Annotated in this window: 20 protein-coding genes; 15 read left to right on the top strand and 5 right to left on the bottom strand. The window is 70.8% G+C overall.

The window, feature by feature from the left end; all coding sequences use genetic code 11:
- Window positions 1–20 precede the first annotated feature (20 nt).
- Window positions 21–764, bottom strand: coding sequence for a TetR/AcrR family transcriptional regulator (locus tag ACFYW9_RS14105; protein ID WP_389149032.1), 744 nt, complete (start codon window positions 762–764; stop codon window positions 21–23).
- A 126-nt stretch (window positions 765–890) separates the two neighbouring features.
- On the opposite strand from ACFYW9_RS14105, the gene ACFYW9_RS14100 reads away from it, so the two are divergent.
- Window positions 891–2114 (top strand): saccharopine dehydrogenase family protein, encoded by a 1224-nt coding sequence (locus ACFYW9_RS14100; RefSeq protein WP_389149028.1) that lies wholly within the window; start codon window positions 891–893, stop codon window positions 2112–2114.
- A 71-nt stretch (window positions 2115–2185) separates the two neighbouring features.
- Window positions 2186–2782 carry an RNA 2',3'-cyclic phosphodiesterase gene (gene thpR, locus ACFYW9_RS14095; protein WP_389149025.1) on the top strand — a complete coding sequence of 199 codons (597 nt, stop codon included), beginning with the start codon at window positions 2186–2188 and terminating at the stop codon, window positions 2780–2782.
- Window positions 2783–2814: 32 nt separating this feature from the next.
- On the opposite strand, the gene ACFYW9_RS14090 is transcribed toward thpR, so the two are convergent.
- A complete protein-coding gene (locus ACFYW9_RS14090; protein ID WP_389149022.1) occupies window positions 2815–4506 on the bottom strand; it encodes an LCP family protein in 1692 nt (563 codons plus the stop codon).
- Window positions 4507–5035: 529 nt separating this feature from the next.
- On the opposite strand from ACFYW9_RS14090, the gene ACFYW9_RS14085 reads away from it, so the two are divergent.
- The 4 genes from ACFYW9_RS14085 to ACFYW9_RS14070 all read left to right on the top strand — a co-directional run bounded on the left by ACFYW9_RS14085 (window position 5036) and on the right by ACFYW9_RS14070 (window position 9153).
- Window positions 5036–5191 carry a DUF6131 family protein gene (locus ACFYW9_RS14085; protein WP_389149019.1) on the top strand — a complete coding sequence of 52 codons (156 nt, stop codon included), beginning with the start codon at window positions 5036–5038 and terminating at the stop codon, window positions 5189–5191.
- Between the two features lie 172 nt (window positions 5192–5363).
- The gene (locus tag ACFYW9_RS14080; protein WP_389149015.1) at window positions 5364–6098 is read left to right on the top strand and encodes a dienelactone hydrolase family protein; all 735 of its coding nucleotides are present in this window, start codon (window positions 5364–5366) and stop codon (window positions 6096–6098) included.
- Between the two features lie 368 nt (window positions 6099–6466).
- On the top strand, window positions 6467–7165 hold the full coding sequence (locus ACFYW9_RS14075) for a hypothetical protein (RefSeq protein ID WP_389149012.1): 699 nt from the start codon (window positions 6467–6469) through the stop codon (window positions 7163–7165).
- Entirely contained in the window at window positions 7162–9153 is a 1992-nt protein-coding gene (locus ACFYW9_RS14070; RefSeq protein ID WP_389149009.1) for a HEAT repeat domain-containing protein, read from the top strand. Before ACFYW9_RS14075 ends, ACFYW9_RS14070 begins: the two co-directional genes overlap by 4 nt.
- Window positions 9154–9493: 340 nt before the next feature.
- Here ACFYW9_RS14070 and ACFYW9_RS14065 read toward each other — a convergent pair whose 3' ends face one another.
- The gene (locus ACFYW9_RS14065; RefSeq protein WP_389149006.1) at window positions 9494–10483 is read right to left on the bottom strand and encodes a DUF6215 domain-containing protein; all 990 of its coding nucleotides are present in this window, start codon (window positions 10481–10483) and stop codon (window positions 9494–9496) included.
- A 313-nt stretch (window positions 10484–10796) separates the two neighbouring features.
- Here ACFYW9_RS14065 and ACFYW9_RS14060 point away from each other — a divergent pair, with 313 nt between their 5' ends.
- The 6 genes from ACFYW9_RS14060 (at window position 10797) to ACFYW9_RS14035 (ending at window position 19113) form a co-directional block, all read left to right on the top strand.
- Window positions 10797–11525: a hypothetical protein gene (locus tag ACFYW9_RS14060; RefSeq protein WP_389149003.1), complete on the top strand. Its 729-nt coding sequence runs from the start codon at window positions 10797–10799 to the stop codon at window positions 11523–11525.
- A gap of 897 nt (window positions 11526–12422) precedes the next feature.
- Window positions 12423–15128, top strand: a complete 2706-nt coding sequence (lanKC, locus tag ACFYW9_RS14055) for a class III lanthionine synthetase LanKC (protein WP_389149000.1) — start codon at window positions 12423–12425, stop codon at window positions 15126–15128.
- A 103-nt stretch (window positions 15129–15231) separates the two neighbouring features.
- Complete coding sequence (locus tag ACFYW9_RS14050) at window positions 15232–15369, top strand: SapB/AmfS family lanthipeptide (RefSeq protein ID WP_328456874.1); 138 nt, start codon at window positions 15232–15234, stop codon at window positions 15367–15369.
- A gap of 301 nt (window positions 15370–15670) precedes the next feature.
- Window positions 15671–17431, top strand: coding sequence for an ABC transporter ATP-binding protein (locus ACFYW9_RS14045; protein WP_389148997.1), 1761 nt, complete (start codon window positions 15671–15673; stop codon window positions 17429–17431).
- Window positions 17432–17587: 156 nt separating this feature from the next.
- Window positions 17588–18220 (top strand): glyoxalase, encoded by a 633-nt coding sequence (locus ACFYW9_RS14040; RefSeq protein ID WP_389148994.1) that lies wholly within the window; start codon window positions 17588–17590, stop codon window positions 18218–18220.
- Window positions 18221–18417: 197 nt separating this feature from the next.
- Window positions 18418–19113, top strand: coding sequence for a DUF1963 domain-containing protein (locus ACFYW9_RS14035; protein ID WP_389148991.1), 696 nt, complete (start codon window positions 18418–18420; stop codon window positions 19111–19113).
- A 153-nt stretch (window positions 19114–19266) separates the two neighbouring features.
- Here the strand turns inward: ACFYW9_RS14035 and ACFYW9_RS14030 are convergent, their stop codons facing one another.
- Both ACFYW9_RS14030 and ACFYW9_RS14025 read right to left on the bottom strand, forming a co-directional pair.
- Window positions 19267–19968 carry a hypothetical protein gene (locus tag ACFYW9_RS14030; RefSeq protein ID WP_389148988.1) on the bottom strand — a complete coding sequence of 234 codons (702 nt, stop codon included), beginning with the start codon at window positions 19966–19968 and terminating at the stop codon, window positions 19267–19269.
- Between the two features lie 269 nt (window positions 19969–20237).
- Window positions 20238–20459: a hypothetical protein gene (locus ACFYW9_RS14025; protein WP_389148986.1), complete on the bottom strand. Its 222-nt coding sequence runs from the start codon at window positions 20457–20459 to the stop codon at window positions 20238–20240.
- A 171-nt stretch (window positions 20460–20630) separates the two neighbouring features.
- On the opposite strand from ACFYW9_RS14025, the gene ACFYW9_RS14020 reads away from it, so the two are divergent.
- The 3 genes from ACFYW9_RS14020 to ACFYW9_RS14010 form a co-directional block, all read left to right on the top strand.
- A complete protein-coding gene (locus tag ACFYW9_RS14020; protein ID WP_389148982.1) occupies window positions 20631–21323 on the top strand; it encodes a VOC family protein in 693 nt (230 codons plus the stop codon).
- Window positions 21324–21432: 109 nt separating this feature from the next.
- Window positions 21433–22026, top strand: coding sequence for a hypothetical protein (locus ACFYW9_RS14015; protein WP_389148979.1), 594 nt, complete (start codon window positions 21433–21435; stop codon window positions 22024–22026).
- Window positions 22027–22203: 177 nt separating this feature from the next.
- The coding region (locus ACFYW9_RS14010) for a helix-turn-helix domain-containing protein (protein ID WP_389148976.1) at window positions 22204–22508 on the top strand (305 nt) is incomplete at its 3' end.

Below are 22508 nucleotides of genomic sequence, written 5' to 3'. Positions count from 1 at the left end.
CGTTGGCATAAGCGCTTGCGTCAGGGTTTTCGCGCGTTCGTCGCGTCGGGGTAGCGCCGGGCGCTCGCCCAGGCGAGCTGCTCGGCCGCGCTGTTCAGCAGGGTGTCGAGGACGACGGGGTAGGCACTGTGGGTCATCCGTCCGGCCAGGAGCCGTGCCGTGGCCGCGATGTGCGGGTGGGTGCCCGCGGGCAGCTCGGCGTACGTGGACCGCCACATCTCCTCGTCCGCCGCGCGGGCCTCGTCCGTCAGCGCCAGTGACCCGGCGTCCAGGGCGGCGAAGGCGAGGGTGAGGTCGATGAACGCGTGGTAGACGACGACCGCGTCCACGTCCGGGAAGCCCGCGCCGCGCAGGATGCCCAGGATCGTCTCGTCCACCGCGATCTCCCGCGGCCGGCCGGTGACCCGGCTGGCGGTCAGCACGGCGGCCTGAGGATGCGCGAGATAGGAGGCGTGAATGGCCTGGCCGAGCGCCCGCAGGTCGGCCCGCCACTCTCCGGTGGCCGTCCAGACGTCCAGCGCCCGCCCCATCAGCTCCTCGCCGATGGCCCTGGTCAGGTCGTCGAGACCGGCGAAGTAGCGGTAGAGGGTGCTGGGGTCGGCGCCGAGCGCGGTACCGAGCCTGCGCGCCGTCAGTCCGGTGCTGCCGTGCTCGCGCAGCATCCGCAACGCCGTCCGCACGATCAGCTTCTCGGACAGCACCGTGCCCTGCCGGGTGGGCCGGCGTCTGCGCCGTTCCGTCTCCGGCACCACCTGTTTCGCCATGCCGACCCTCCCTGCTCACCGCGCGGCGACAGCCCTTATGCCAACATGATTGACCTTAACCGAGGCCATCCCGTTGCATCTGTCCAGCCCGGAGACATTCGTCCCCGGCGACGAAAGGTGTGTGACATGCGAGTACTTCTCGTGGGCGCGGGCGGCGTGGGCACAGCCGTCACTCGGATCGCGGCCCGTCGCGGCTTCGTGACCCACATGGTGGTCGCGGACTACGACCTCGCCCGCGCCGAGGCGGCCGTGGCGGCGATCGGGGAGCACGGGGACCGGTTCAGCGCGAGGCGCCTGGACGCCTCCGACGAGGACGCGGTACGCCGGGCGCTCACCGAGGAGAGGTGCGACGCGCTTCTCAACGCGACCGATCCCCGGTTCGTGATGCCGCTGTTCAACGCGGCCCGCGCCGCGGGTACCCACTACCTCGACATGGCGATGTCCCTGTCCGCGCCGCACGCCACCCACCCCTACGAGCGGTGCGGGGTCAAGCTCGGCGACGCGCAGTTCGAACAGGCCGATTCCTGGGAGCGTTCCGGACGACTGGCCCTCGTCGGCATGGGAGTGGAGCCCGGTCTGTCGGACGTCTTCGCCCGGTACGCGGCCGACGAACTCTTCGACGAGATCGAGGAGATCGGTGTCCGCGACGGCGCCGACCTGACGGTCGAGGGCTACGACTTCGCCCCGTCCTTCAGCATCTGGACGACCATCGAGGAGTGCCTCAATCCCCCGGTGGTCTACGAGAAGGACCGCGGCTGGTTCACCACCGCCCCCTTCAGCGAACCCGAGGTCTTCGACTTCCCCGAGGGCATCGGTCCCGTGGAGTGCGTCAACGTGGAGCACGAGGAGGTCCTGCTCATCCCCCGCTGGGTCGACGCCCGCCGGGTGACGTTCAAGTACGGCCTCGGCGACGACTTCATCGCCAAGCTGAAGACCCTCCACGAGCTGGGCCTCGACTCCACCAGGAAGGTCACCGTCCCTTCGGAGAACGGGCCGGTGGAGGTCTCCCCGCGCGATGTGGTCGCCGCCTGTCTGCCCGACCCGGCCACACTGGGCGACCGCATGACCGGCAAGACCTGTGCGGGCACCTGGGTCAAGGGGACCAAGGACGGCTCGGCTCGCGAGGTGTACCTCTACCACGTGGTCGACAACCAGTGGTCGATGCGTGAGTACGGGTCCCAGGCGGTGGTGTGGCAGACGGCGGTCAATCCTGTCATCGCCCTCGAACTCATCGCGGGCGGAGCCTGGTCGGCGAGCGGTGTCCTCGGCCCGGAGGCCCTGCCGCCCCGCCCCTTCCTCGACCTGCTCAACGAGTACGGCTCGCCGTGGGGCCTGCGCGAGGAGCTCTGAGGCACCGGGCGTGGCCCATGGCACACGGCGAGGGCCTCGTCACCGGCGGAAGGTGCGGTATGAAGTCTGCTGTGCATGATCAGACGCGACCCGCGACCGTCCGGGTGTTCATCGCCCTCGCCCCGCCCGACCCCGCGAAGGAAGAACTGGCCCGGGAACTGCGCCCCGCCTACGGCACACACCCTCACCTGCGGTGGAACCGCATCGAGGACTGGCACATCACCCTGGCGTTCCTGGGGGAGCTGCCGGTCGGGACGGTTCCTCTCCTGCGCCCGCCGCTCGCCCACCTCGCGGCGGGCCGCCGGTCGCCCCGGCTGGCCCTGCGCGGCGGCGGCCACTTCGACGACCGTGTGCTGTGGAGCGGAGTCGACGGAGACCTCGACGAACTGCACGCCCTCGCCACGGATGTGCGTACCACCGTCAAGGACTGCGGAGTCGTCCTCGAGGAACGGCCCTTCCGTCCGCATCTGACGCTGGCCCGCGCCCGCAGGGGAGACCGGTCCTCGGCGGGCGAGATCGCCCAGGGGCTCGCCGGGTTCACCGGTCGCCGGTGGCCCGCCGAACGGCTGCACCTGGTCGGCAGCAACGTCGGCCGCAGCAGCGGACCGATCCATTACCGCGACATCGAGGCGTGGCCCCTCGGTGACGGGCGCTCCCCCGGTTCCTGAGCCGTCGGCCCGGCCGCTTCACACGGGCCGCGTCACTCGTCGGAGTCCGGCTTGTCGCGCGCCGCCGCGTAGGCCTGGGCCGGAGTCATGGGGACGCCGTCGAGGCTGACCGTCTTGTAGGGGCTGACGTCGGCGCATTTCTTGGCCTCGGCGGTGGAGGCGTGGGCGTCGGCGACCGCGGTCCTGCTGTCGGCCGGGGCGGACGACGATCCGCCGGGGTAGGTGCTGCCGCTGGGCCAGTCGCTGCCGACCACCAGGACCAGACCGGGGCTCGTGCCCTGCTTCAGATGTGAGGCGGACAGTCCGAGGGCCTTGGCGGCGGTCTGGGCCGCGCCCTTCTGACCGGTGCCGTAGGTGAGGGTCGTGGTGGTCGCCGAGACCGGGGCGTTGGTCGTGGTCGTCGCCGGGCTGAAGCCCTTCCCGGTGAGCGCGGCCGCGACGACGGAGGCGCGGCCGGTGATCCCCGTGCCGTTCTCCACGGTCACGGCGACCTGTGAGGCGGGCACGGCCGAGGCGCCGGGCTTCTTCGTCGCGGAGGCCGCCGCGGACTTCTTGCCCGACGCGGTGGTCAGCGACTTGTCGTCCGCGATCGTCGCAAACAGGCTCTTCGCGCCGGACCCCACCACGACACGGTTCTTGTCGGCCGGGTCGGGAGCCGTCTGCATCGTCGTGAACGTCATCCGCTTCGTCGGAACCTTGTCCAGGTCCGAGGCGAGCCCGATCAGCTTCTTCACGGAGCCCAGGCCCTCGTCCACGGTCAGCGCCTTGGTGGCGGCGTCCGCGAGGTGGTACACGGCGCCGGGATCGGTGAGTGTGCCCGCGCTCTTGAACTTGCGGATCATCGCGCTGAGGAAGATGTGCTGGGAGACGGTGCGGCCCAGGTCGCTGCCGTCGCCGAAGCCGTGCCGGGAACGGACGAACTGCAGCGCCGCCTCACCCTTGAGCGTGTGGCTGCCCCTGGACAGTTTCAGGTGCGAGTAGGTGTCGTACACGTCGTCGCTGACACACACGGAGACGCCGCCGACGGCGTCGGACATCTTGACCACGCCGGAGAAGTCGAGTTTGACGAAGTGGCTGATCGGGATGCCGGTGAGCTGGTGAACCGTCGCCACCTGGCAGGCCGGGCCGTACTGCAGCGCGCTGTTGATCCGGCCGTAGTAGCCGGCCGTCGACTTTCCGGTCTCGCTGTCCTTGCAGGCGGGGACACGGGTCATGGTGTCGCGCGGGATGCTCATCACGGTCGCGTTGGAGCGGTCGGCGGACACGTGCACCACCATCTGCACATCGGCGTTGCTGCCGGTCTGCACCCCGGTCTTGGCGCAGCCGCCGCCGAGCTTGCAGTCCGCCTTGCTGGTACGGCCGTCCGAGCCCATCACCAGGATGTCGATCGGGGTGCGGCCGAAGGCGTCCGCCTTCTCCGTGCCGCCCTTGCCGTCCAGGGGGACGGTGTCGATGTTGCCGTTCAGGTGCTCGTAGAACCACCAGCCGACGCCCGCCGTGCCCAGCACCAGGAGTGCGACACATATCCCGGCGGTCCTCAGCACCCGCCTGCCCCGCCCCGCCCGGCGCGTCCGTCTGCCGCCGTGTGAACGGGAGGCCGTTCCGGATGCGAACCGGTCGCCCGGAAGGCCGGTTCCGTCGGGCTGCGACGTGCCCTGTCCGAGAACCCGCGACGTCCGGTCGCGTGTGGCCTGGCCGCCCGAGCCGTCCCAGGGGTCGCTCATCTCCCACTCCCATGAACACTCGGGCCCGTCGGCTCCGGCCATCAGGGGTTACGGCCGAGCGTGAACTGCGGTCTACGGGCGGATGAAGCGCGCGTCTGTCCGGGTTGCGTAGTTGCGCAATCTAACAAATCGACGGCCGGATCAGCCGCGATCCTCTCACGATGCGCAGGTGAGGCATCTCATGGCACCTGTGGGGCAGTTGATGGAACCGTCCCCTCAAGGGAGACGTCCGCCCGAGCCGTTCCGTTCCGCGGATGCCCCGGTTCCGGACCCGGCTCCCCCGCACCGTCGTACGCCACCGACGCACCCGTGCGCCGATCCGGCTGCCTTCCCGGCTCCCGGGAGCCGTCAGAGTCCGTGCGGGCCGGCCGGCAACAGCGGCCATGCGGCCGCGCCGATGACGGTCGCGGGAGGGACGGCGAGCGTGCGGGCGGGCGGCTCACACCATCCCGTGTTTGCCTCGCACGACTCAGGAAACCCGGCGGGAGAAGGGACGCCCGCAGACGACGTCCCGCCACCGGAGGACACCATGATCATCCTCGGAGTCATCCTGCTCGTCATCGGCCTCGTCGCCGGTATCGGAATCCTGTGGACCATCGGGATCGTCCTGGTCGCTGTCGGTGTCCTGCTGTGGATCCTGGGAGCGGTCGGCCGCGAGGTCGGCGGGCGGCGCCATTACTACTAGGCCGCGTGACCGCGGGTCGCGTGACCGGCGGTTCGGCACGCCATCGGGCGTGAGCAGTCGCGGTACGGAAGCGGCGGCCCGCTGTCGGACCGAGGATCTCGCGCTGCTGCGCGGGCCCCGCCTCCATCGTGTTGATCGTAGGCTCGACACGTCAACCACGACAGGAGAGTTCATGCCCACCAAGATGCTGCAGATCCCCACCGCGGACGGACAGGCCGACGCGTTAGCCGCCTTCCCCGACGACGGCGGGCGGCACCCGGGGGTGCTGATGTACGCGGACGCCTTCGGGATTCGGCCCGTGCTGCGGGAGATGGCCCGCGAACTGGCCGGGCACGGGTACTACGTACTCGTCCCCAACTTCTTCTACAGGCACGGCCCCACACCGGTGATCGAACTTCCCGAGCACATCGGAGAAGAGTTCCGGCCCACGCTCTTCCCCCGGCTGATGCCCATGATCGAGGCGCACACCGCGGAACGTGTCCTGAGCGACGCCGACGCCTATCTCAAGTTCCTCACCGCTCAGCCCGAGGTCAGCGACGGACCGGTCGCGGTGACCGGCTACTGCATCGGCGGCCTCCTGGCGACGCGCACCGCCGCGGCCCACCCCGGCCAGGTAGCCGCCCTCGCCGCGTTCCACGGCCCGGTGGGAGCCGACGGCCCCGGCAGCCTCTCCGAACTCACCGCCGAGGTCCACTTCGGCCACGCCGAGAGCGACTTGACGCCCGAGGCCCTCGACGAGCTCAACCAGGCCCTGGACACGGCGGGTGTCGGCTACACCTCCGAGATCTACCCCGGCACCGTCCACGGCTTCACCATGTCCGACACCGACGCGTTCAGCCCCGCCGCACTGCGGCTTCACTGGGACCGCCTGCTGCCCCTTCTAGGCCGCACCCTGACCAAGAGCTGAGGCTCCGGCCCGGAAGTCAGGCCCGAAGTACACCTCGCCGGAGTCCTGGCGACGTTTCGGAGCCGGTGGAGGGCGAGCGACGCCCGCCCTCCACCGAGGGGTCCTCGAGGCAGAGACGGCCGCGATCGTTCATGGAACCGGGCTGCGGACGTCCCCCGCACCCGGTGATCCGCAGGGCCGGGTGCAGGGGAACCCGACCGTGGCCGGACATTCCCGACGTGGTCGGCGACCGCCTCGACAGTCCAGCCGAACGCGTCGTCAGCCCAGCCGGACGCGTCGTCAGCCCAGCCGGACGCGTCATCACGCGACGGCCCACCACCCCGTCCTCCGGTACGAGCCCGAGCCGCGTCCTGACATGATCCGGTGGTATGACCGCGATACCTTCCGACGATCTTGCCGCCGCTTTCGCACGTCTGGGTGGTGAGGACGACAGACAGGTCTGGAGCGAGCTGTGGGACGACTTGTGCCATCAGGGATGCGTCGGCAGCGGCAGCTTCGCCGCCCTCCCCCGCCTGGCCGAGATCGCGGACGGCCGCGCCCCCGGTGAACCGGACGAAGCCGTCGAGCTGGCGGGGCTCATCGCGTCGGCGGCCGACGACGAGCACAGCGCGCGCTACGCCGAAGAGCTCGCCGTCCTCCTCCCGGTGGCCCGCCGCCTGCTGGACGAGGCGGGCGAGGACTCCGTGGCGTTCGTGGACCTCCTCCAGTGCGTCCTGGCCTTCGAGGGGGAACGGGTCTGGAGCACGGGGCTGTTGGAAGGCCTGTACCAGCACGAGTACGAGATCGAGTGCCCGAAGTGCACGTCGGAACTGTTCATCGCCTTCGGCGACCGCGGCACCTTCGCCTCGGCCGGCGACTACGTGACGTCCGACCCGGCCAAGGCGGCCCTGCTGCCCGCCGATCCGGCCGCCCTCGCTCCCTTCCCCACGCGCCTGCACCGCACCGCGGCACAGGCCGGACACGAGGACATCGCACGCGGCGTCACGTACCTCTTCGGCCGGGCCACCTGCCCGGACTGCGGTGACGTCTTCCCCGTCGAGGACCAGGTCGAGGCGAGCCGGATATGAGGGAGACGCCCGCGCGGATCGAAGCCGTGGGCTGGACAGCCCTCCGTCACGCCTACGGGACGGCCGAGGACGTGCCCGCCATGCTGCGGGACCTCCGGCGGCCGGAGGCGGCCGCCGAAGCCGCCGACGATCTGCTGACGCACGTCCATCATCAGGGCGGTGGAGTCTATTCGTCGGCACCCGCCGTGCTGCCCCACGTCGTCGCGGCCGCCGCGGACGCGGCCGTCGCCACGGGCGTCCGCGGCGATCTCCTCCACCTCGTACGGTCCCTGGCCCACTCGGGAAACACCGCACAGGCCCGCTTCGTCACCTCCGGCTGGCCCGAGGCGTGGGACCTGGCGGTCACGGACCTGCTGCCGCTGCTCGACGACCCGGTGGCGGAGCACCGTACGGCCGTCGCGCGCTGTCTGGCCGAGGCCCATCGGCGGGCCGACGAGGTGATCGCCGCGCTGCGGGCACGCTGGGACGTCGAGTACGCGCCACGGACTCGGCTCCAGCTCATCGACTCGGTCGGCTCGCTGGCCGCCCACGCCGGTGAACAGCGCGGCGCCTGCGTCGACTGGCTGCGGGCGCAGCTGAACGGCACCGAACCCTCCGTACGGCTGACGGCCGTGCAGGCCCTGCGCCGCGCGCTCCCGGGGCAGGCCGACAGCGACTGCGGACGGACCGTGTCCGACGTGCTGTCCGGCAGCGAACCGGCCACGTGGCGGCCGGAAGGCGCGACCACGGGGACCGTGATCTGGGCGGCCGGTCTGCTGGAGGACGACCGGACCGCCCTGACCGGCGCGACCCGCGAACTGCTCGCCCACCGGGACCCCGTGGTGCGCGCGGGAGCGCTGCGGGTGGCGGCCCAGTCGCTCAGCAGCCGGCGCTCCGCCGTCGCCGACCTGCTGCCGGCCGTGGCCCGACGCCTCGGCGATCCCGAACCCGACAACCGGCTCTTCGCCGCCCGGGTCCTCGGCATGTGCGGGCGCGCCGCCCGCCCCTGGGCGGACGCGCTGGCGGCCATGAGCACGGACGCCGGCGAACCGCATCCGCCCACCCGGTCCCACGCGCTCTGGGCGCTCTCGCGACTCGGTGACGCGCGGTGCGTCCCGCCCCTGGTGCGGCGCCTGGCCGAAGAGCGGCACGGGTTCGCGTCCCACTCGTCCCACGCCGACGGCTGGTGGACGTACGAGCTGAGCCTGAACGAGGTCGCCGCGGATCTCGGCGCCCACGCGGACGTGCTGCTGCCCCCGCTGCGGGCCCGTCTCCCCGCCGCCTCCAGCCTCGACGAACGCCGTTCGCTCTGCCGGCTGCTGACCTCGTGGGGTGCCTCGGCCGCCCCCGCGATCCCGGAACTTCTCGCGCTCCTGGACACCGACGCCGCGGTCTGGGCGCTGGACGCCCTCGCCGCGATCGGGCCGGAGGCGTCGAAGGCCGTACCTCCCGAGCGACTGCGCGCCCTTCTCGACGCCCCGCCGGCGGACCAGCCCTTCGCACCACGCAGCCTGGCCCTCGCCTACGGGCGGCTGACCGGCGACCGCGAGCCCGCGCTGCGGCTGCTCCTTCCCCAGCTCGGCGAGCCGTACGGCCAGGAAAGCGCCGCCACCCTGCTGGCGGAACTGGGCCCGGCGGCAGTCCCGTACGTCGGGCGGTTGCGTGAGCTCCTGACCCGGCACGCGCAGGGCTGGCTGCCGCTGCGCGCCGGTGAGGCACTGTGGCGGATCACCGGCCGGACCGACGAGGTGGTCCCCGCCCTCGTCCGGGCCATCACCCCGTTCGCCGAACGGGGCGGCGCCTATCCGGCGGTCATCGAAACAGTGCGGCTGCTGGCGGAGATGGGCGCGGACGCGGCTCCCGCGCGGCCGGCCCTCAGGGCCTTCCTCGACGCCGACGAACGGCCCGTGAGACACGGCACCTGGCGCTCCGTCCCGGAGGACGACGCGCTGTGCGAGGCCGCACGCACGGCACTGCTCGCCACCTCGGCACCGGGTGGTGCCGTCTGACAGCGCCGGGGCAGCCGGCCCCTTGTCGCCCGGCACCGGAACGGACCAGCCACCGACCGACCCCGGACCGGCCCCGGACAGAAAGAAACCCTGTCCCGCACACAGCGGGACAGGGTTTCGACAGAGCGCCGGGCAGGCCTTGCACCTGCATTTCCCCGCAGGAAGCGGGGCGTCTTTCCTTGGACCACCGACGCATCACCAACCGGAGTGACTTCCTCCGACCGGCTCTGGCGAAATAGTAGCGCACACATGTACGGGCGATGTCCTGCGCCCTCACGAGCACGGAGACCGGCCGCACCTCCTGCCGTCAGCCACCGGGGAGCTCCGGGCGTCTCACCGATCAGCGTTCGCGGATCGCCGGAAGCACCTTGTCGGCGATGGCGAGGAGAGCGCTGTCGTCGGGGAGGGCTCCGGATTCGCTCCACACGGTGATGTCGCAGTAGCCGCCCCGGTCCTTGCGGTCGAGGGCCACGGTCAGGTTCCTGGCCAGGGGGCCCTGCTCGACCGGACCGCCGGTAGTGCCGCTCCCGCCACTGATCCGAATCTGCATGGTGTGATCCGAGGAGAAGACCGCGGGCCGACCGAGAACCGTGAGGGTCTTGATGTTCTGCTCGGTCCCGTACTTCATCAGCTTCACGTACTGGTCGGTCGTCAGATGGTTGTACGTGGCCGAGACATTCACGGTGTACGTGTCGAACTCGACCTCGGCCTCCGGCGCGGCCACCTTGCCGTCGGTCAGGGGAGCGGTGTTGTTGCTGCCGGAGACACTGGTCGCGGTCTCCGTGGGCGTTCCGAGCAGCTTGGCCAGGTCCGGCCGGTTGAGCGCCTTGCACAGCTCTTCACCGGTGACGGGCCGGGGCGTCTTCTTGTAGACCTTCGGCAGTTCCTCGTGTTCCGCGCCCGGACACGAGACGGGCTGCGGGGCGCTGACGTCGGACGGCATCACGCGGGGGCCCAGCCACAGCGCGGCCCCGAGCGCCCCGAACAAGGCTATGGCCGCGACGGCCTGGCCCCACGCGTTGTGGTCCTTCCGCGGAGCGGCCGGGCCAGGGCGCGGCCCGGCTGCGGCCTGGGCGGGGGCGTCGACGGTGACCGCCGCCCCGGCCGTGGAGGCCGCCGGACCCGGGCTGCGGCGGGCGCGCAGGGCCCGGACCACCTCGTGGACGCGTACGGCGGTGAACACGAGGAACGCCGCACCGATACCGGCCGGGACCAGCTCCTGATCGCGGACGGCGAGATACATGATGCGTACGCCGAAAACCGACCCGACCACGATGAGCAGAGGCTCACGGACCCAGAAAGGCAGGAGACGCAGGAGGAAACCGAGCATCCGACGATCCCACCACACCAAGATCACAGCCGCCGTGGTGGAAGCCACAGTTCCGGGCACGTGCGGTGAATTGCTGCGGCGACACCGGCCGAATGGCCTGGATGGCCTGGATGGCCTGGATGGCCTGGATGGCCTGGATGGCCTGGATGGCCTGGATGGCCTGGATGGCCTGGATGGCCTGGATGGCCTCAACTGGCTTACCACACACCGGAGTCGGCGCACCCGTCGGGCGAACGCCGCGCGAAGGTTGACCGGCATGCGTCAAACGGTAGGGTGCGGAGCCTTCCCGCGGTCTTCACGGAGGTGCGCACCCATGTCCCTGTACCGGGCGATGCTGACGTTCGGCACCCTCGCCCTGTTCGTCGGTGTCGGCCTGCTCTACGACCACGACTATCTGCTGGGCGCCCTGTTGCTGGCGGCCGGCGTGGTGTCGGGTGTGATCCCGATCGCCACGGGCGTCGCGCGCGCCCTGGCCGCGTGGCGGTATCAGGGCGACGACATGGGGGCCCTCGCCGACCCGGTGCTGCGCAAGCGGCTGCGGATCCTCGGCGGTGTACTGAGCGCGCTGGGCTTGGTGGTGTTCGTCGCCGGGGTGGTGATCGAGTCGCTGGTCTGGGCCACGAACCACGACGACCCGCCGATCCCCATGCCGGTGCTGATGCTCGCCGGGCTGATCCCGGCCGGTCTGCTGTGCCTGCTGGGCTACGGGCTGGTGAACGCGGGCCGGCTGACCTTCGCCGGCGACGCCGAGGGCGTGGATTCCGGCTATCGGCTGGGCTGGATCCTGGTGGGGTTCTGTGTCATCGTCGGCGGCTCGGTGACCGACCCCCGGTTGTCCTGGCAGATCGCCGGAGGTATCGCGATCCCGACCGGCGTCCTGGCACTGGCGTCCTGCCTGGCGTTGCGAGCGCTGCGCGGGCCGATGGCCGAGATCCAGTCGAAGTTCTGGGCCGCCCGCAGAGCCGCGGCGCGGGAGCAGGCGATCCGCGCCGGGCGGATCGACGCCGCCGGACAGAGCCTGCCACAGCCTCCGCAGCAGTGACGAGGGCCGCGCCTCGCGCGGCTTTCACCGGTCCACGGCGGTCGGCCATCGGCGTTCACTCCGTCTGCGTACATCGCGCGGGCGTCAGGCCGGACCGGCCGTCGACCAGCAACCGAACGCCCGACTTCACGGCCTTGTCCTGGAGTTGCGCGTCCGACCGCCTCCGCTCGTGTCCGGCCGCCACCTCCAGCGGTCCGAGGCCGATGCCGGCGCTGCCGGGATCGCACGATGGCATCCGCGGCACGCATCCGTGACTTTCGTCGGTCAACTCGGCGAAGCCGGAACCGAGTTCCTGACAAAGGGGCATCGCCTCGCGGCTTGTTCGCCGGGCTCGCGGAGGTTTCCGAGCGGTCCGCGGAGGCGATTGCCCATCTCTCGCGCGGTACGACAAATCCATCTCGAGGGAACGGCGGGCACGCGGCGGTCATACGCCGTATCGCCCCCCACCCGGCATATGCCGTTTTAACCGTGCCCTCAGGGCCCAATCGACCGGGACGGCCGACGCGGCTCGCTCCTGGGAAAACTCCTGGTCGCAGGCCCGGCGAGACAGCGCCCGCCTTCGCAGCGCCCGCGACGGCTCGGCGCACCGGACCGGTCCGGTGATCCGGTGTACGCCTCGGCGCTGTCGGCGATGGGCGGCCCCGACATCACGCCCGGGGTGAATATCTTCGGAAAAGCCTTCTTTCGCGCCGTTGTGGCCGAAGTATCGCCTTCCCAATACTTCGAGTGGCCGCAGCCCCGCCAAGCTCCGGCCACCAGCCGAAAACGCGCGGCCCGCTCCCGCTCCCCGGGCCGGCGCACCTCCCCGCTCCCCGCTCCCCGCTCTCCAGGCCGGCCGGATCTCCGCTCCCCTTCGCCGACCCGCCTGTACACGTCCCTGCCCTGAGGAGAAGTCCGATGGACAACCGGTACGAGGCCTACGCCTACGCAGACCCGATCTTCTACGACTCACCCCGACGCTGGGGCGCTCAGGAGGAGTTCGCGGCCGTCAGCCGGCCGCTGCCCGCCGGCTGGGAGCGCGGGGACCTGGAGATCTGGGCGGTGGTACGCCCCCAGGACGTGCAACTGCCCCCGCAGGGCTGGAAGATCCACGTGTCCTCGTGCGCGGAGGACGCCGAGGCGGTGCTGGAACAGGTCTACGACTACTGTCTGCGCGAGCACATCACGTTCAAGTTCCTGCGTGGGCTGCCCATCCTGCAGCTGCAGAACTCCAAGTACTCCCCGCGTGGTTCGAGCGGAAAGTTCTGCACGCTCTACCCGGTGGACGACGCCGAGCTGCGGCGGTGCCTGGAGGGCCTCGGACCGCTGCTGGCCGGACGCCGCGGCCCGTACATCCTCAGCGATCTGCGCTGGGGGGAGGGACCGCTGTATCTGCGCTACGGGGGATTCGCCGAGCGCCACTGTCACAACGACGCCGGTCAGCGGGTGCTGGCACTCGAGGACCCGGACGGCCGACTGGTCCCCGACGTCCGCGGCGCCGGTTTCTCGGTCCCCGGCTGGGCGCCCGTACCCGCGTTCGTCGAAGGCGCCATCGCCGAGCGCAACGCCTCGCAGGCGCCCTCGCTCCCCTACACCGTCGAACGCGTCCTGCACTTCTCCAACGCGGGCGGTGTCTACCTGGGCCGCAAGGACGCGGACAGTCCGCAGGTGGTGCTCAAGGAGGCTCGCCCCCACGCGGGTCTTGACCAGCGCGGAGTCGACGCCGTCACCCGGCTCCAGCAGGAACACGACATGATGGCCCGTCTGGCCGGATCGCCCGGTGTCCCCGCACTGCACGAACTGCTGACCGTGTGGGAACACCGTTTCCTGGTCCAGGAATTCGTCGAGGGACAGTCGCTGAGCGAGTGGCTGACCGCGAAGTACCCGCTCATCCATCCGGACGCCGACGACACGACGGTCGCCGAGTACACCCGCGAGGCGATCGGGATCGTGGACCGGATCGAGCACGTCCTGAAGGCCATGCATGCCCGCGGGGTGGTCTTCGGAGACCTCCACCCCCGCAACCTGATCATCCGGCCGAACGGCGACATCTGTTTCATCGACTTCGAACTCGCCAGCCCTGTCGACGCCTTCGTGCGTCCGGCGCTGGGAGCCGCGGGATTCACCGCGCCGAAGGGGTACACCGGACCGGAGATCGACCTGTACGGACTGGCCGCGATCCGCCTGTGGTTGTTCCTGCCGCTCGCCCAACTACCCACCCTGGACGCGGGCAAGAGCACCGAACTCGCCGACGTCATCGAGCGCCGGTTCCCCGTGCCCCCCGGATACACCGCCGAGATCCGCCGCATGCTGGCCCCCTCCCCCTCGGACGGCCGCACCCCGAGGCCCGAACTGGGCTTGCGCAGGACCGAGACACAGGCCCTGCTCAGCGGGCCGCAGGCCGACTGGCCGGCCATCCGCGACTCGCTGGCGGCCGGCATCCGGGCCATGGCCACCCCTCACCGCGACGACCGGCTCTTCCCGGGCGACATCGCCCAGTTCACCCAGGGCAGCCTGGGCCTTGCCCACGGAGCGGCGGGTGTCCTGTACGCCCTCCACGCCACGGGCGCCGGAACGGACCACGAACACGTCCGGTGGCTCATCGACGCCGCCCGTACCCGCCCGGCCCAGCCCGGTCTCTACACCGGCGGACACGGCGTGGCCTACACCCTCGACCTCCTCGGCGAACGGGACGCCGCACTCGATCTGCTGCGCCGGCTCGCGCACGACACTTCGGACGGCCCACCGGGCCCCGACCTGTCGTCGGGCCGCGCCGGCATCGCCCTGACCCTGTCGCACTTCGCCACGGCCACCGGCGACCCCCAACTGCTGGACACCGCCCTCACGCACGCACAGGCCGCGGCCGACGAACTGGAGAAGGAGGGCCCTTCGAGCGGGCGCCGCAAGGCCGGCCTGATGAACGGAGCGTCCGGTGCGGCCCTCGCCCTGGTCCGCCTCCACGAACGCACCGGCGATCACGCTCTCCTCGAACGGGCCCAGACGCTGCTCGAACTGGACCTCGAGCGATGTGTGACCGCGGCGGACGGCACCGTCCAGGTCCTCGACGAGTACCGGGTACTGCCCTACATCGAGACCGGCAGCACCGGCATCGGACTGGTTCTCGACGCCCTCCTCGGCCATCATCCCGCCAGTCCGACGGCCCGCTACCGGACACCGATCAGCCGCGCGGCCGAACCCGAGTTCATCATCCAGCCCGGCCTGTTCAACGGCCGCGCGGGGCTCCTCGGCTACCTCGCCCTCACCCGGCCCCAGCCGCACCCTCCGGGCGTTCGGCACTCCCCGCCCCCGCACACCCCGGACGACGTGGAAGCGGCCGCCCACCGCCAGACCGCGCTGGACCGCCACCGCAGGCTCCTGGCCCTCCACCAGATCTCGTACCAGGGCCACCTCGCCTTCCCGGGCGACCAGCTCCTGCGGCTCTCCGCGGACCTGGCGACCGGCTCCGCCGGAGTGCTCCTGGCCCTGGGCACCGCCCTGGCCGGCACCCCCTTCCTCCCCTGGACCGGCGGAGCCGGACCCGTACCGACGAGTGCGACCCGAACGGCTCCGGCCACGGCCGGCCACCGCCCTGTCTCCGCCGGGCACACGGTCGGCCACCCCTGACCACGTCACCACGACGCGCCGCGGGATAAGCCGAGTTGCGCACCCCAGACTCCCGGCCGCCCGGCCGGGTGATCCACCCGTCAGTGAATGAAGGAGAACAGACATGATGATCCTCGACCTGCAGACGATGGACCTGCCCGAGACCGAGGCCACCCCGATCGACGACACCCTCGCGAGCACCAGCTCCCTGAGCGTGCTCAACTGCGGCACCAGCACCGTGAGCACGCTCCTCTGCCTCTAGCGGGCACCGCCCCGTAGGGGGCCGTACGCAGCGCAGCCGGCCGGGCCGCCACCAGCGGCCCGGCCGGTCGCCCACCAGGGCCTGTACTGCAACAGCACCGGACGGCGGCACAGCCCACAGACCCGTCCCAAAGCGGCCCGTCCACCACCACCGCGACCCCTGCGAAGCCGGCCGGCCTCCGCGGCTCCGCCACCCCGGCCCGGCCCCGGCTGTTCAGCCGGCCTCAGCCCCAGCAGCCCCTCCCTCCGCCGGGTGCGTGCCGTACACGACGACGCCCCCTCGCCCACCAGAGAGGTTTCCCGTGGCCGACGAGCCCGCTCCCCACGCTCTCCACACAACGGGCCCACTGCGGCTGCGCCGTGAACTGACGGCCGAACCCGGACCCCTCACCGTCGCACTGCTCCTCGCACTCGCGGCCACCGCCTCCGCCCTCGCCCTCCCTCTCTTCCTCCAGGACGTCATCACCGACTTCTCCGGCCATCGCCCACTCACAGGTCACATCACCCTGATGTGCGCCGCCGCCGCGGCCGGCGCCCTCACCCAGGCATGCTCCGGCTTCCTGCTCGCCCGCATCGGCGAACGCATGGCGTACAGGCTGCGCATCACCTTGATGGAACACGCGCTGCGCCTGCCCCTGCCCGTCGTCCGGACCCAGGGCACCGGCGAACTCGCCGCCCGGATCACCTCCGACGCGCTGCTGCTGCGTCAGATCGTGGACGTGGCAAGCCAGTTGCCCCTGGCCGCCGTGACCATCGCGGCGACCCTGGGCGTGATGCTGTGGATCGACTGGGTCCTCACCGTGGTCACCCTGGTCGCCCTGTCCGCCCTGACCCTCATGGTGATGCTGGTCCTGCGCCGTATGCGGGCCAACGTGACCGGCCAGCAGGACGCCGTCGGACACATCGCCCAGCGCTTCACCGCGAACCTGGAGGCCCTCACCACGATCAAGGCCAACCGGGCCGAACCGCTGGCCACCCGCGCCCTCGCCCGGGACGCCGAACGGCTGCGCTCCGTCTCCCTGGAAGGCGCCCGGCTGGGCACGCTGATCCCCTCCGTCCTCACCCTCGGCAACCAGCTCGCCATGATCGCCGTGATCCTCACCGGAGGCGCGCGCCTCGCCGCGGGCGACATCACCGCGGCCGCGTTCGCCGCGTTCCTCCTCTACCTGCTGCAGGCCATCCCGTCCGTCAACACGCTGGCCACCGGCCTCGGCCGGCTTCAGTCCGGCCTGGCCGCCCGCGACCGCTGCAACGACCTGCTGCTCCTGCCGCCGGAGAACGACCCCACCGACGACGACCGGGCCGCCCCCACCCCCCTGCCCGACGCACCCGCCGTCGCCTTCGACTCCGTCTCCTACACCCATGCCGGAGCCGGCCGGCCCACCTTGCGGAGCATCTCCTTCGCCACCGCCCGCACCGGGCTCACGGCCGTCGTGGGCGCGTCGGGAGCCGGCAAAACCACCACCCTCTCCCTCATCGACCGGTTCATCCGGCCCTCCTCGGGCACCATCACGGTCCTGGGTCACGACATGCGGCACTGGCCCCTGGACGCCCTCCGCACCCGCATCACCTACGTCGACCAGGCCTTCACCCTGCTGGAAGCCACCGCCCGCGAGAACCTCCAGCTCGGCCGCACCACCCCCGCCACGGACGCCGAACTCACCACCGCCCTCGACGCCGTCGGACTCACCGACGACATCACCCGCCTCCCCCAGGGACTCGACACCCATCTCGGCCGCGAGACCGACCTCTCCGGCGGCCAGAGGCAACGCATGGCGCTCGCCCGTGCCCTGCTCTCCGACGCCGACATCGTGCTGCTCGACGAACCCACCAGCCAACTCGACGGCCTCAACGAACAACGCTTCCGAACCGTCATCGAAAAGCTGGCGACGACCCGCGCGGTCATCGTCGTCGCCCACCGGCTCACCACTGTGCAGCACGCCGAGCACGTGATCATGCTCGATCAGGGCACCGTCACCGACACCGGCGACCACCCCGCACTCCTGGCGCGCTGCACCCCCTACCAGCAGCTCATCGCCAGCCAGGCCATCTCCGGACCCTGAATCCGACGGAAGGGCGGCCAGGACGGCACGACGGACGAAGGCGACCGATCGACGATGACCGGATCGAACGGGACAGGGTCCGGCAGGACCGGAGCGAGCAGGATCGAGCAGGATCGAAGAAGCCACCGCCACCGAGCCGCGACTAGCGTGATCGGCATGACTTCCATCGCATCCATCACCCTCGAAGTGGACGACACGACTGCCGCCGAGCAGTTCTACACCACCGCCTTCGGGCTCGGCTCCCGGCTGCGCCTGCGCACCTCCGAGGCCCCGACGGCCGGCTTCCGCGGATTCACGCTGGCACTCACCGTGTCCCAGCCGGCCGATGTCGCGAGCCTCGTCGACGGCGCCATCGCGGCCGGCGCCACCTCACTGAAGCCCGTGTCGAAGTCCCTGTGGGGCTACGGGGGCGTCGTCCAGGCCCCGGACGGAACGATCTGGAAGGTCGCGACCTCGGCGAAGAAGGACTCGGGCCCGGCCACGGGCACCATCGACGAACGAGTGCTCCTGCTGGGCGTCGCGGACGTGAAGGCGAGCAAGCGGTTCTACGTCGAGCAGGGGCTGACCGTCGCGAAGAGCTTCGGCGGCAAGTACGCCGAGTTCACGGCGGACGGACCGGACCAGTTCAAGCTGGCGCTGTACAAGCGCGCCGGTCTGGCCAAGGACCTCGGCGTCCCCGACGACGGCAGCGGCTCGCACCGGCTCGCCCTCACCGGCTCCGCCGCGGCGTTCACCGACCCGGACGGCTTCACCTGGGAAGCCGCTTCCCTGACGTCCGCGCAGTCCTGACCGCTGTGCCGGGCACACCGGCCCTCGAACACCGTTCCCGCCGATACGTCACGGGGCCGTAGTCTCTCTGCGTGGCCCGCCATACACCACCGCGCCCCGTGGACGTGGAGATGCTGTTTCCCGAGCTGGCGCCCCTCCGCAGAGAGACCGTGAGGCTTCACCCGCGTGCGGGTGAACCGACCTTCCGGGACAGCTCGGTGGGTGGCCCTCTGCTCTGGCCGGCCGAGGAAGCATGGCCCCTGTGTCCCGAGCACGAGGGTTCGCCGATGGTGCCGGTCGTCCAGATCTATCGCGGTGCCGTTCCCGACATCGTTCCGTTCCCCGAAGGGTGCGATCTGCTCCAGGTCCTGTGGTGCCCGCGGAAGCACAGCGGCGGCCGCTGGGTCGTTCCTGATGTGCGCTGGCGCGAGGCGGGCGCGGTCGGCGAGGTGCTGTCGGCGCCGCCGAGTCCGACCGGGATCTGGGCGAACTACGTCCCTCGTCCGTGCGCCGTCCATCCGGAGCCGGTGCCGGAGTACCCCCACTGGGACCTGGACGACGGCCTCTGGGACCAACTGGAGTTCAGGTTCCTGGACTTGGACCAGGAGACGGGCTGGGACCACCAGAGCCACCTCTCCACTGCGCCGGGCACGAAGCTGGTCGGATATCCCGGCTGGAGCCAGGAGCCGAGGTGGCCGGACTGCGCGGAGTGCGGGAAGCGCATGGAACACCTCCTGACCGTGGAAAGCACCGAGGGCGACGCTCTGTCCCGGCGCGCCTGGACCCCGGTCGAAGACGAAGGCGTGCCCTACGAGGGCTCGGGCCTGGTGCTCGGTGACCTCGGCGGCGTGTATCTCTTCGAGTGCCACACCTGTCCCGGACGCCCCTTCACCCACCGCTTCGACTGCCCGTAGCAGTACGGGACTTGGTACCTGGAGCGCGTGAGCACCTCTCCCGTCCTCTCCCGTCTCCCGCTGTCGGCACGCAATCGCGGAACCCCTGTCCCTGAAGGGTTGGAGCGGTCGTCGTCGCGGCCCGGGCAATCATGCTGTTGTCCCCGGCGCCGGTCAGGCGACGCGTTCCAGGCCGGCCTTCACCGACTGCCGGGTGCCGTTCCGCTTGGTCGACTCGTAGCCGAAGTCCACCGTGTCGCCGGGGCGCAGCGTCAGGGTGATGCGGCCGTTCGTGACGCAGTTGCCGGACTCGATGCTCTCCCCGAGGATCACCTGGTCCGTGCCGCCGACCGCGGTCAGGCTCACGGTGCCGTAACAGTCGGAGGACTCCATCGCGTAGTGGACGCTGCCGACCCGCTCTCGCAGTGTGCCCTGGTCGAGCTCCACGGTGACGCGGTAGTGGTCGGTACTGGTGGCGTCGACCTCCTCGGCGTAGCCCTGCCAGCGTCCGAGGAACTTCTCCGGCAGACCGACGGGCGTCGGAGCGGTGGGGGTCGGGGCGGCCCCGGCCCCGTCCGCTTCGCCAGGCGCTCCGGACGCCACGGGCATGCTCGACGGGACCGAGGGAGCTGCGGAGGTCTCGGGCACGGCGGGAGCTTCGGAGGCGGGCGACGCGCCGCCGAGCGACGGACCGGAGGCGTGTTGCTCCACGTCGCCGCTCAGTTGCACGAACAGTCCGATCAGGGCCGCGACGATCGTGGCCGCGGCACCGATCAGGGCCACGACGAGCGCGCCGCGGTGGGAGTCACCGGAAGCCTGCGGGACCGGGCGCTGCGGCCTCGCGTAGGGATCCGGCGGGAACTGCGGTCTGGTCATGGCACGGCCTCTGATGCGTGGTTCAGGAAGATCAGGCCATATTGCCGTCCAGGCACCGCACTTATGCGACTTTCAGGCAAATCTACCGAATGCGATCATGCCAAATCGATTCACCTCACGCGCTGTTCGAGTGCGGTTCGCTGCGATGTCGGCCATGTTCGGCGCAGACACCTGAGTTACTCACCAACAGGCCCTGTCATCTCTTGCGTTCGTAGGCTTGTGGGTCCCGGCGGGGGCAGCATGGTGTTCCCCGTCCGGCACCCTGGCGGTCACGCCTTGGCTGGACCGCTTCCCCGCTCCTTCACGATGCGATCGCCGACCGCGATCGACTTCCACAGCCCACGGTCGATGCGCACCTTGACGGACTGGCCGTCCGCACGCCTCACCTTGACGAAGTGGTACATGTTCGCGCCGTCGAGCATGCCCCGCGACTTGTCCTCGACGGTGCCTTCCCAGGCATCGTCCGGTCCTGGTCTGTGGGATGTGAACATGCCCCAAGCCTACGAAGGTCGACAGGCGTGGTGCAGGGGCAAGAGGCGCACATACCGCACGACAGGTGTCACACAAGGAGCCGTACAAATGTCCTGAGCGGCGCGATGACGCCGGCCCTCAGGAACTGAACCGGCAGGCGCGGCAGACGGCGAAGCTGCGAGGATGCGGCCATGGAGCAGACATTGAGCCGGCAGGAAGCATCCGCGGCGGTCCAGGACCACGGATGGCGCTTCTTGCTGGGCACCTTGCGAACGTCGGTCCGGGTCGGATCGTTGACTCAGGCGATGGGCTTGGCGGCGGACACCGTCGCGGCGTGCGGCGACGACGCCGACCGGCACCTTCGGGTCGACGTCCGCCCCGATCGGGTGGTCTTCACTCTGCAGTCGTCGGACCGCGCGGCGGTTACCACCCGGGATGTCGAACTCGCGCGTCAGATCTCCGCCACCGCCGACAGGTCCGGGCTTCCGACAGAGCCCGACATCGGGACAGGAGCACAGCGATCCGTCCAGGTTCTGGAGATCGCCATTGACGCACTGGACATCGCCGGGATTCGGCCGTTCTGGAAAGCGGTGCTGGGCTATACGGACGAGGCGGGTGCCGAGGGACCGCAGGACGCGCTCGTCGACCCGGTCGGGCAGGGCCCGGCCATCTGGTTCCAGCAGATGGACCAGCCGCGCCCACAGCGCAATCGCATCCACTTCGACATCTGTGTTCCGCACGACGAGGCACCCCGGCGGATCGAGACCGCGCTGGCGGCCGGAGGCCGGCTCGTGTCCGCGACCCGTGCCCCCGCGTTCTGGGTACTCGCCGACCTGGAGGGGAACGAGGCCTGCGTGACCACATGGCAGGGTCGAGACGGCTGAGACTTCCTGTGGCCGTGCCGGTCACAGCCACTCATCGGGTTCCGCTACCGACAGGCGCCCGTGGGGCGGGGCGTGAGAGGGTGCGATTCGATCTGGGGCAGGGGGAAGTGTGGGGCTGGTCTACGGCTACGACATCTATCTGCGTCCTCGGAATGTCGCCAGGGCGTTGACCAATCTGGCCGAGCTGGCGCCACCGGCCCGTGCCGTACCACCGCTCGAGGTCACCCTGCCCGGCGGTGAGCGGCTCGCCCTCCCGTTCACGTCCCGTTTCAAGAGCGAGCCGGTCGACTGCTCCCGGAGCAGCACGCTCGAACTCGACATGTCCCTCATGTTCGACGTCGATGACGCACTTCGTGAGTACGCGCAGTCGACCGGCCCTGAACCCGACGCCGACGGGCGCGTCCAGATCGGGTACGTCTACGCGACGATCCGGTTCGAGTCCCTTCTCCACCCCGGCTACACGTCGGTGGAGTGCTGGGCGGCGACGTCGGGGATGAGCCGCCTGTTTGCGCGGTCGGCCGGCATCAGGAAGTCGTTCACCGATCTCACCGCCGACAGCGGAGGGGTGTGCTGCCTGTTCGACACCGGTGACGGCGCCCCCGAGCGAGTGTGCTGGCTCAACGGTGAATCCGCCCAGGAGACGGTCTCCGGTCCCCGCTTTCCGGATCGGCGGTCACTTGTGGCGGCTTGGTCCGACTCCTAGAAGCCGAGCACGTCACCGGTGCCGACGGAGACATGGTTCCGCATGCCGGAGAGATCGGCTTCACGCGCGAGGCAGACCCGATCAGCGAGCCCCGTGCGCGCGGTCGGCCGCTAGTGACCTGAGTCAGAGATTTGTCGTTAGTCGGGCATGAGTCGTCCGGGTCCGAGGATTCCGCCGTTGTCGGTCACTGATGCCCAGCGGGCGGTGCTGGCGGGCTGGTTGCGTCGCCGAACGACGGCTCAGGCTCTGGCTCAGCGGTCGCGGATCGTGCTGGAGTGCGCCGAGGGCCACTCGATCATGGAGGTGTCGCGCCGGCTGCGGATCGCGCCGGACACGGTCCGCACCTGGCGGCGGCGCTTCATCGAGCGGGGCCTGGACGGCTTGTGCGACGACCCGCGGCCCGGCGTCCCCCGGAAGATCACCGATGCCGACGTCGAGCGGGTCATCGTCAAGACGCTCGAGGAGACACCGAAGAACGCGAC

The sequence above is a fragment of the Streptomyces sp. NPDC002698 genome (assembly GCF_042888945.1).
Taxonomy (GTDB): domain Bacteria; phylum Actinomycetota; class Actinomycetes; order Streptomycetales; family Streptomycetaceae; genus Streptomyces.
Note: the sequence above shows the minus strand (reverse complement) of the source record. Positions and strands in the feature narration are given on the sequence as shown.

What these genes read in the sequence shown, in the direction of transcription:
- ACFYW9_RS14030 (WP_389148988.1), bottom strand. Translation starts at nt 19,968, where the DNA reads ATGACCAGACCGCAGTTCCCGCCGGATCCCTACGCGAGGCCGCAGCGC.
- ACFYW9_RS14090 (WP_389149022.1), bottom strand. Translation starts at nt 4,506, where the DNA reads ATGAGCGACCCCTGGGACGGCTCGGGCGGCCAGGCCACACGCGACCGG.
- ACFYW9_RS14100 (WP_389149028.1), top strand. Translation starts at nt 891, where the DNA reads ATGCGAGTACTTCTCGTGGGCGCGGGCGGCGTGGGCACAGCCGTCACT.
- ACFYW9_RS14070 (WP_389149009.1), top strand. Translation starts at nt 7,162, where the DNA reads ATGAGGGAGACGCCCGCGCGGATCGAAGCCGTGGGCTGGACAGCCCTC.
- ACFYW9_RS14025 (WP_389148986.1), bottom strand. Translation starts at nt 20,459, where the DNA reads ATGTTCACATCCCACAGACCAGGACCGGACGATGCCTGGGAAGGCACC.
- ACFYW9_RS14105 (WP_389149032.1), bottom strand. Translation starts at nt 764, where the DNA reads ATGGCGAAACAGGTGGTGCCGGAGACGGAACGGCGCAGACGCCGGCCC.
- ACFYW9_RS14060 (WP_389149003.1), top strand. Translation starts at nt 10,797, where the DNA reads ATGTCCCTGTACCGGGCGATGCTGACGTTCGGCACCCTCGCCCTGTTC.
- ACFYW9_RS14020 (WP_389148982.1), top strand. Translation starts at nt 20,631, where the DNA reads ATGGAGCAGACATTGAGCCGGCAGGAAGCATCCGCGGCGGTCCAGGAC.
- ACFYW9_RS14040 (WP_389148994.1), top strand. Translation starts at nt 17,588, where the DNA reads ATGACTTCCATCGCATCCATCACCCTCGAAGTGGACGACACGACTGCC.
- ACFYW9_RS14085 (WP_389149019.1), top strand. Translation starts at nt 5,036, where the DNA reads ATGATCATCCTCGGAGTCATCCTGCTCGTCATCGGCCTCGTCGCCGGT.
- ACFYW9_RS14080 (WP_389149015.1), top strand. Translation starts at nt 5,364, where the DNA reads ATGCCCACCAAGATGCTGCAGATCCCCACCGCGGACGGACAGGCCGAC.
- lanKC (WP_389149000.1), top strand. Translation starts at nt 12,423, where the DNA reads ATGGACAACCGGTACGAGGCCTACGCCTACGCAGACCCGATCTTCTAC.
- ACFYW9_RS14065 (WP_389149006.1), bottom strand. Translation starts at nt 10,483, where the DNA reads ATGCTCGGTTTCCTCCTGCGTCTCCTGCCTTTCTGGGTCCGTGAGCCT.
- ACFYW9_RS14050 (WP_328456874.1), top strand. Translation starts at nt 15,232, where the DNA reads ATGATGATCCTCGACCTGCAGACGATGGACCTGCCCGAGACCGAGGCC.
- ACFYW9_RS14075 (WP_389149012.1), top strand. Translation starts at nt 6,467, where the DNA reads ATGACCGCGATACCTTCCGACGATCTTGCCGCCGCTTTCGCACGTCTG.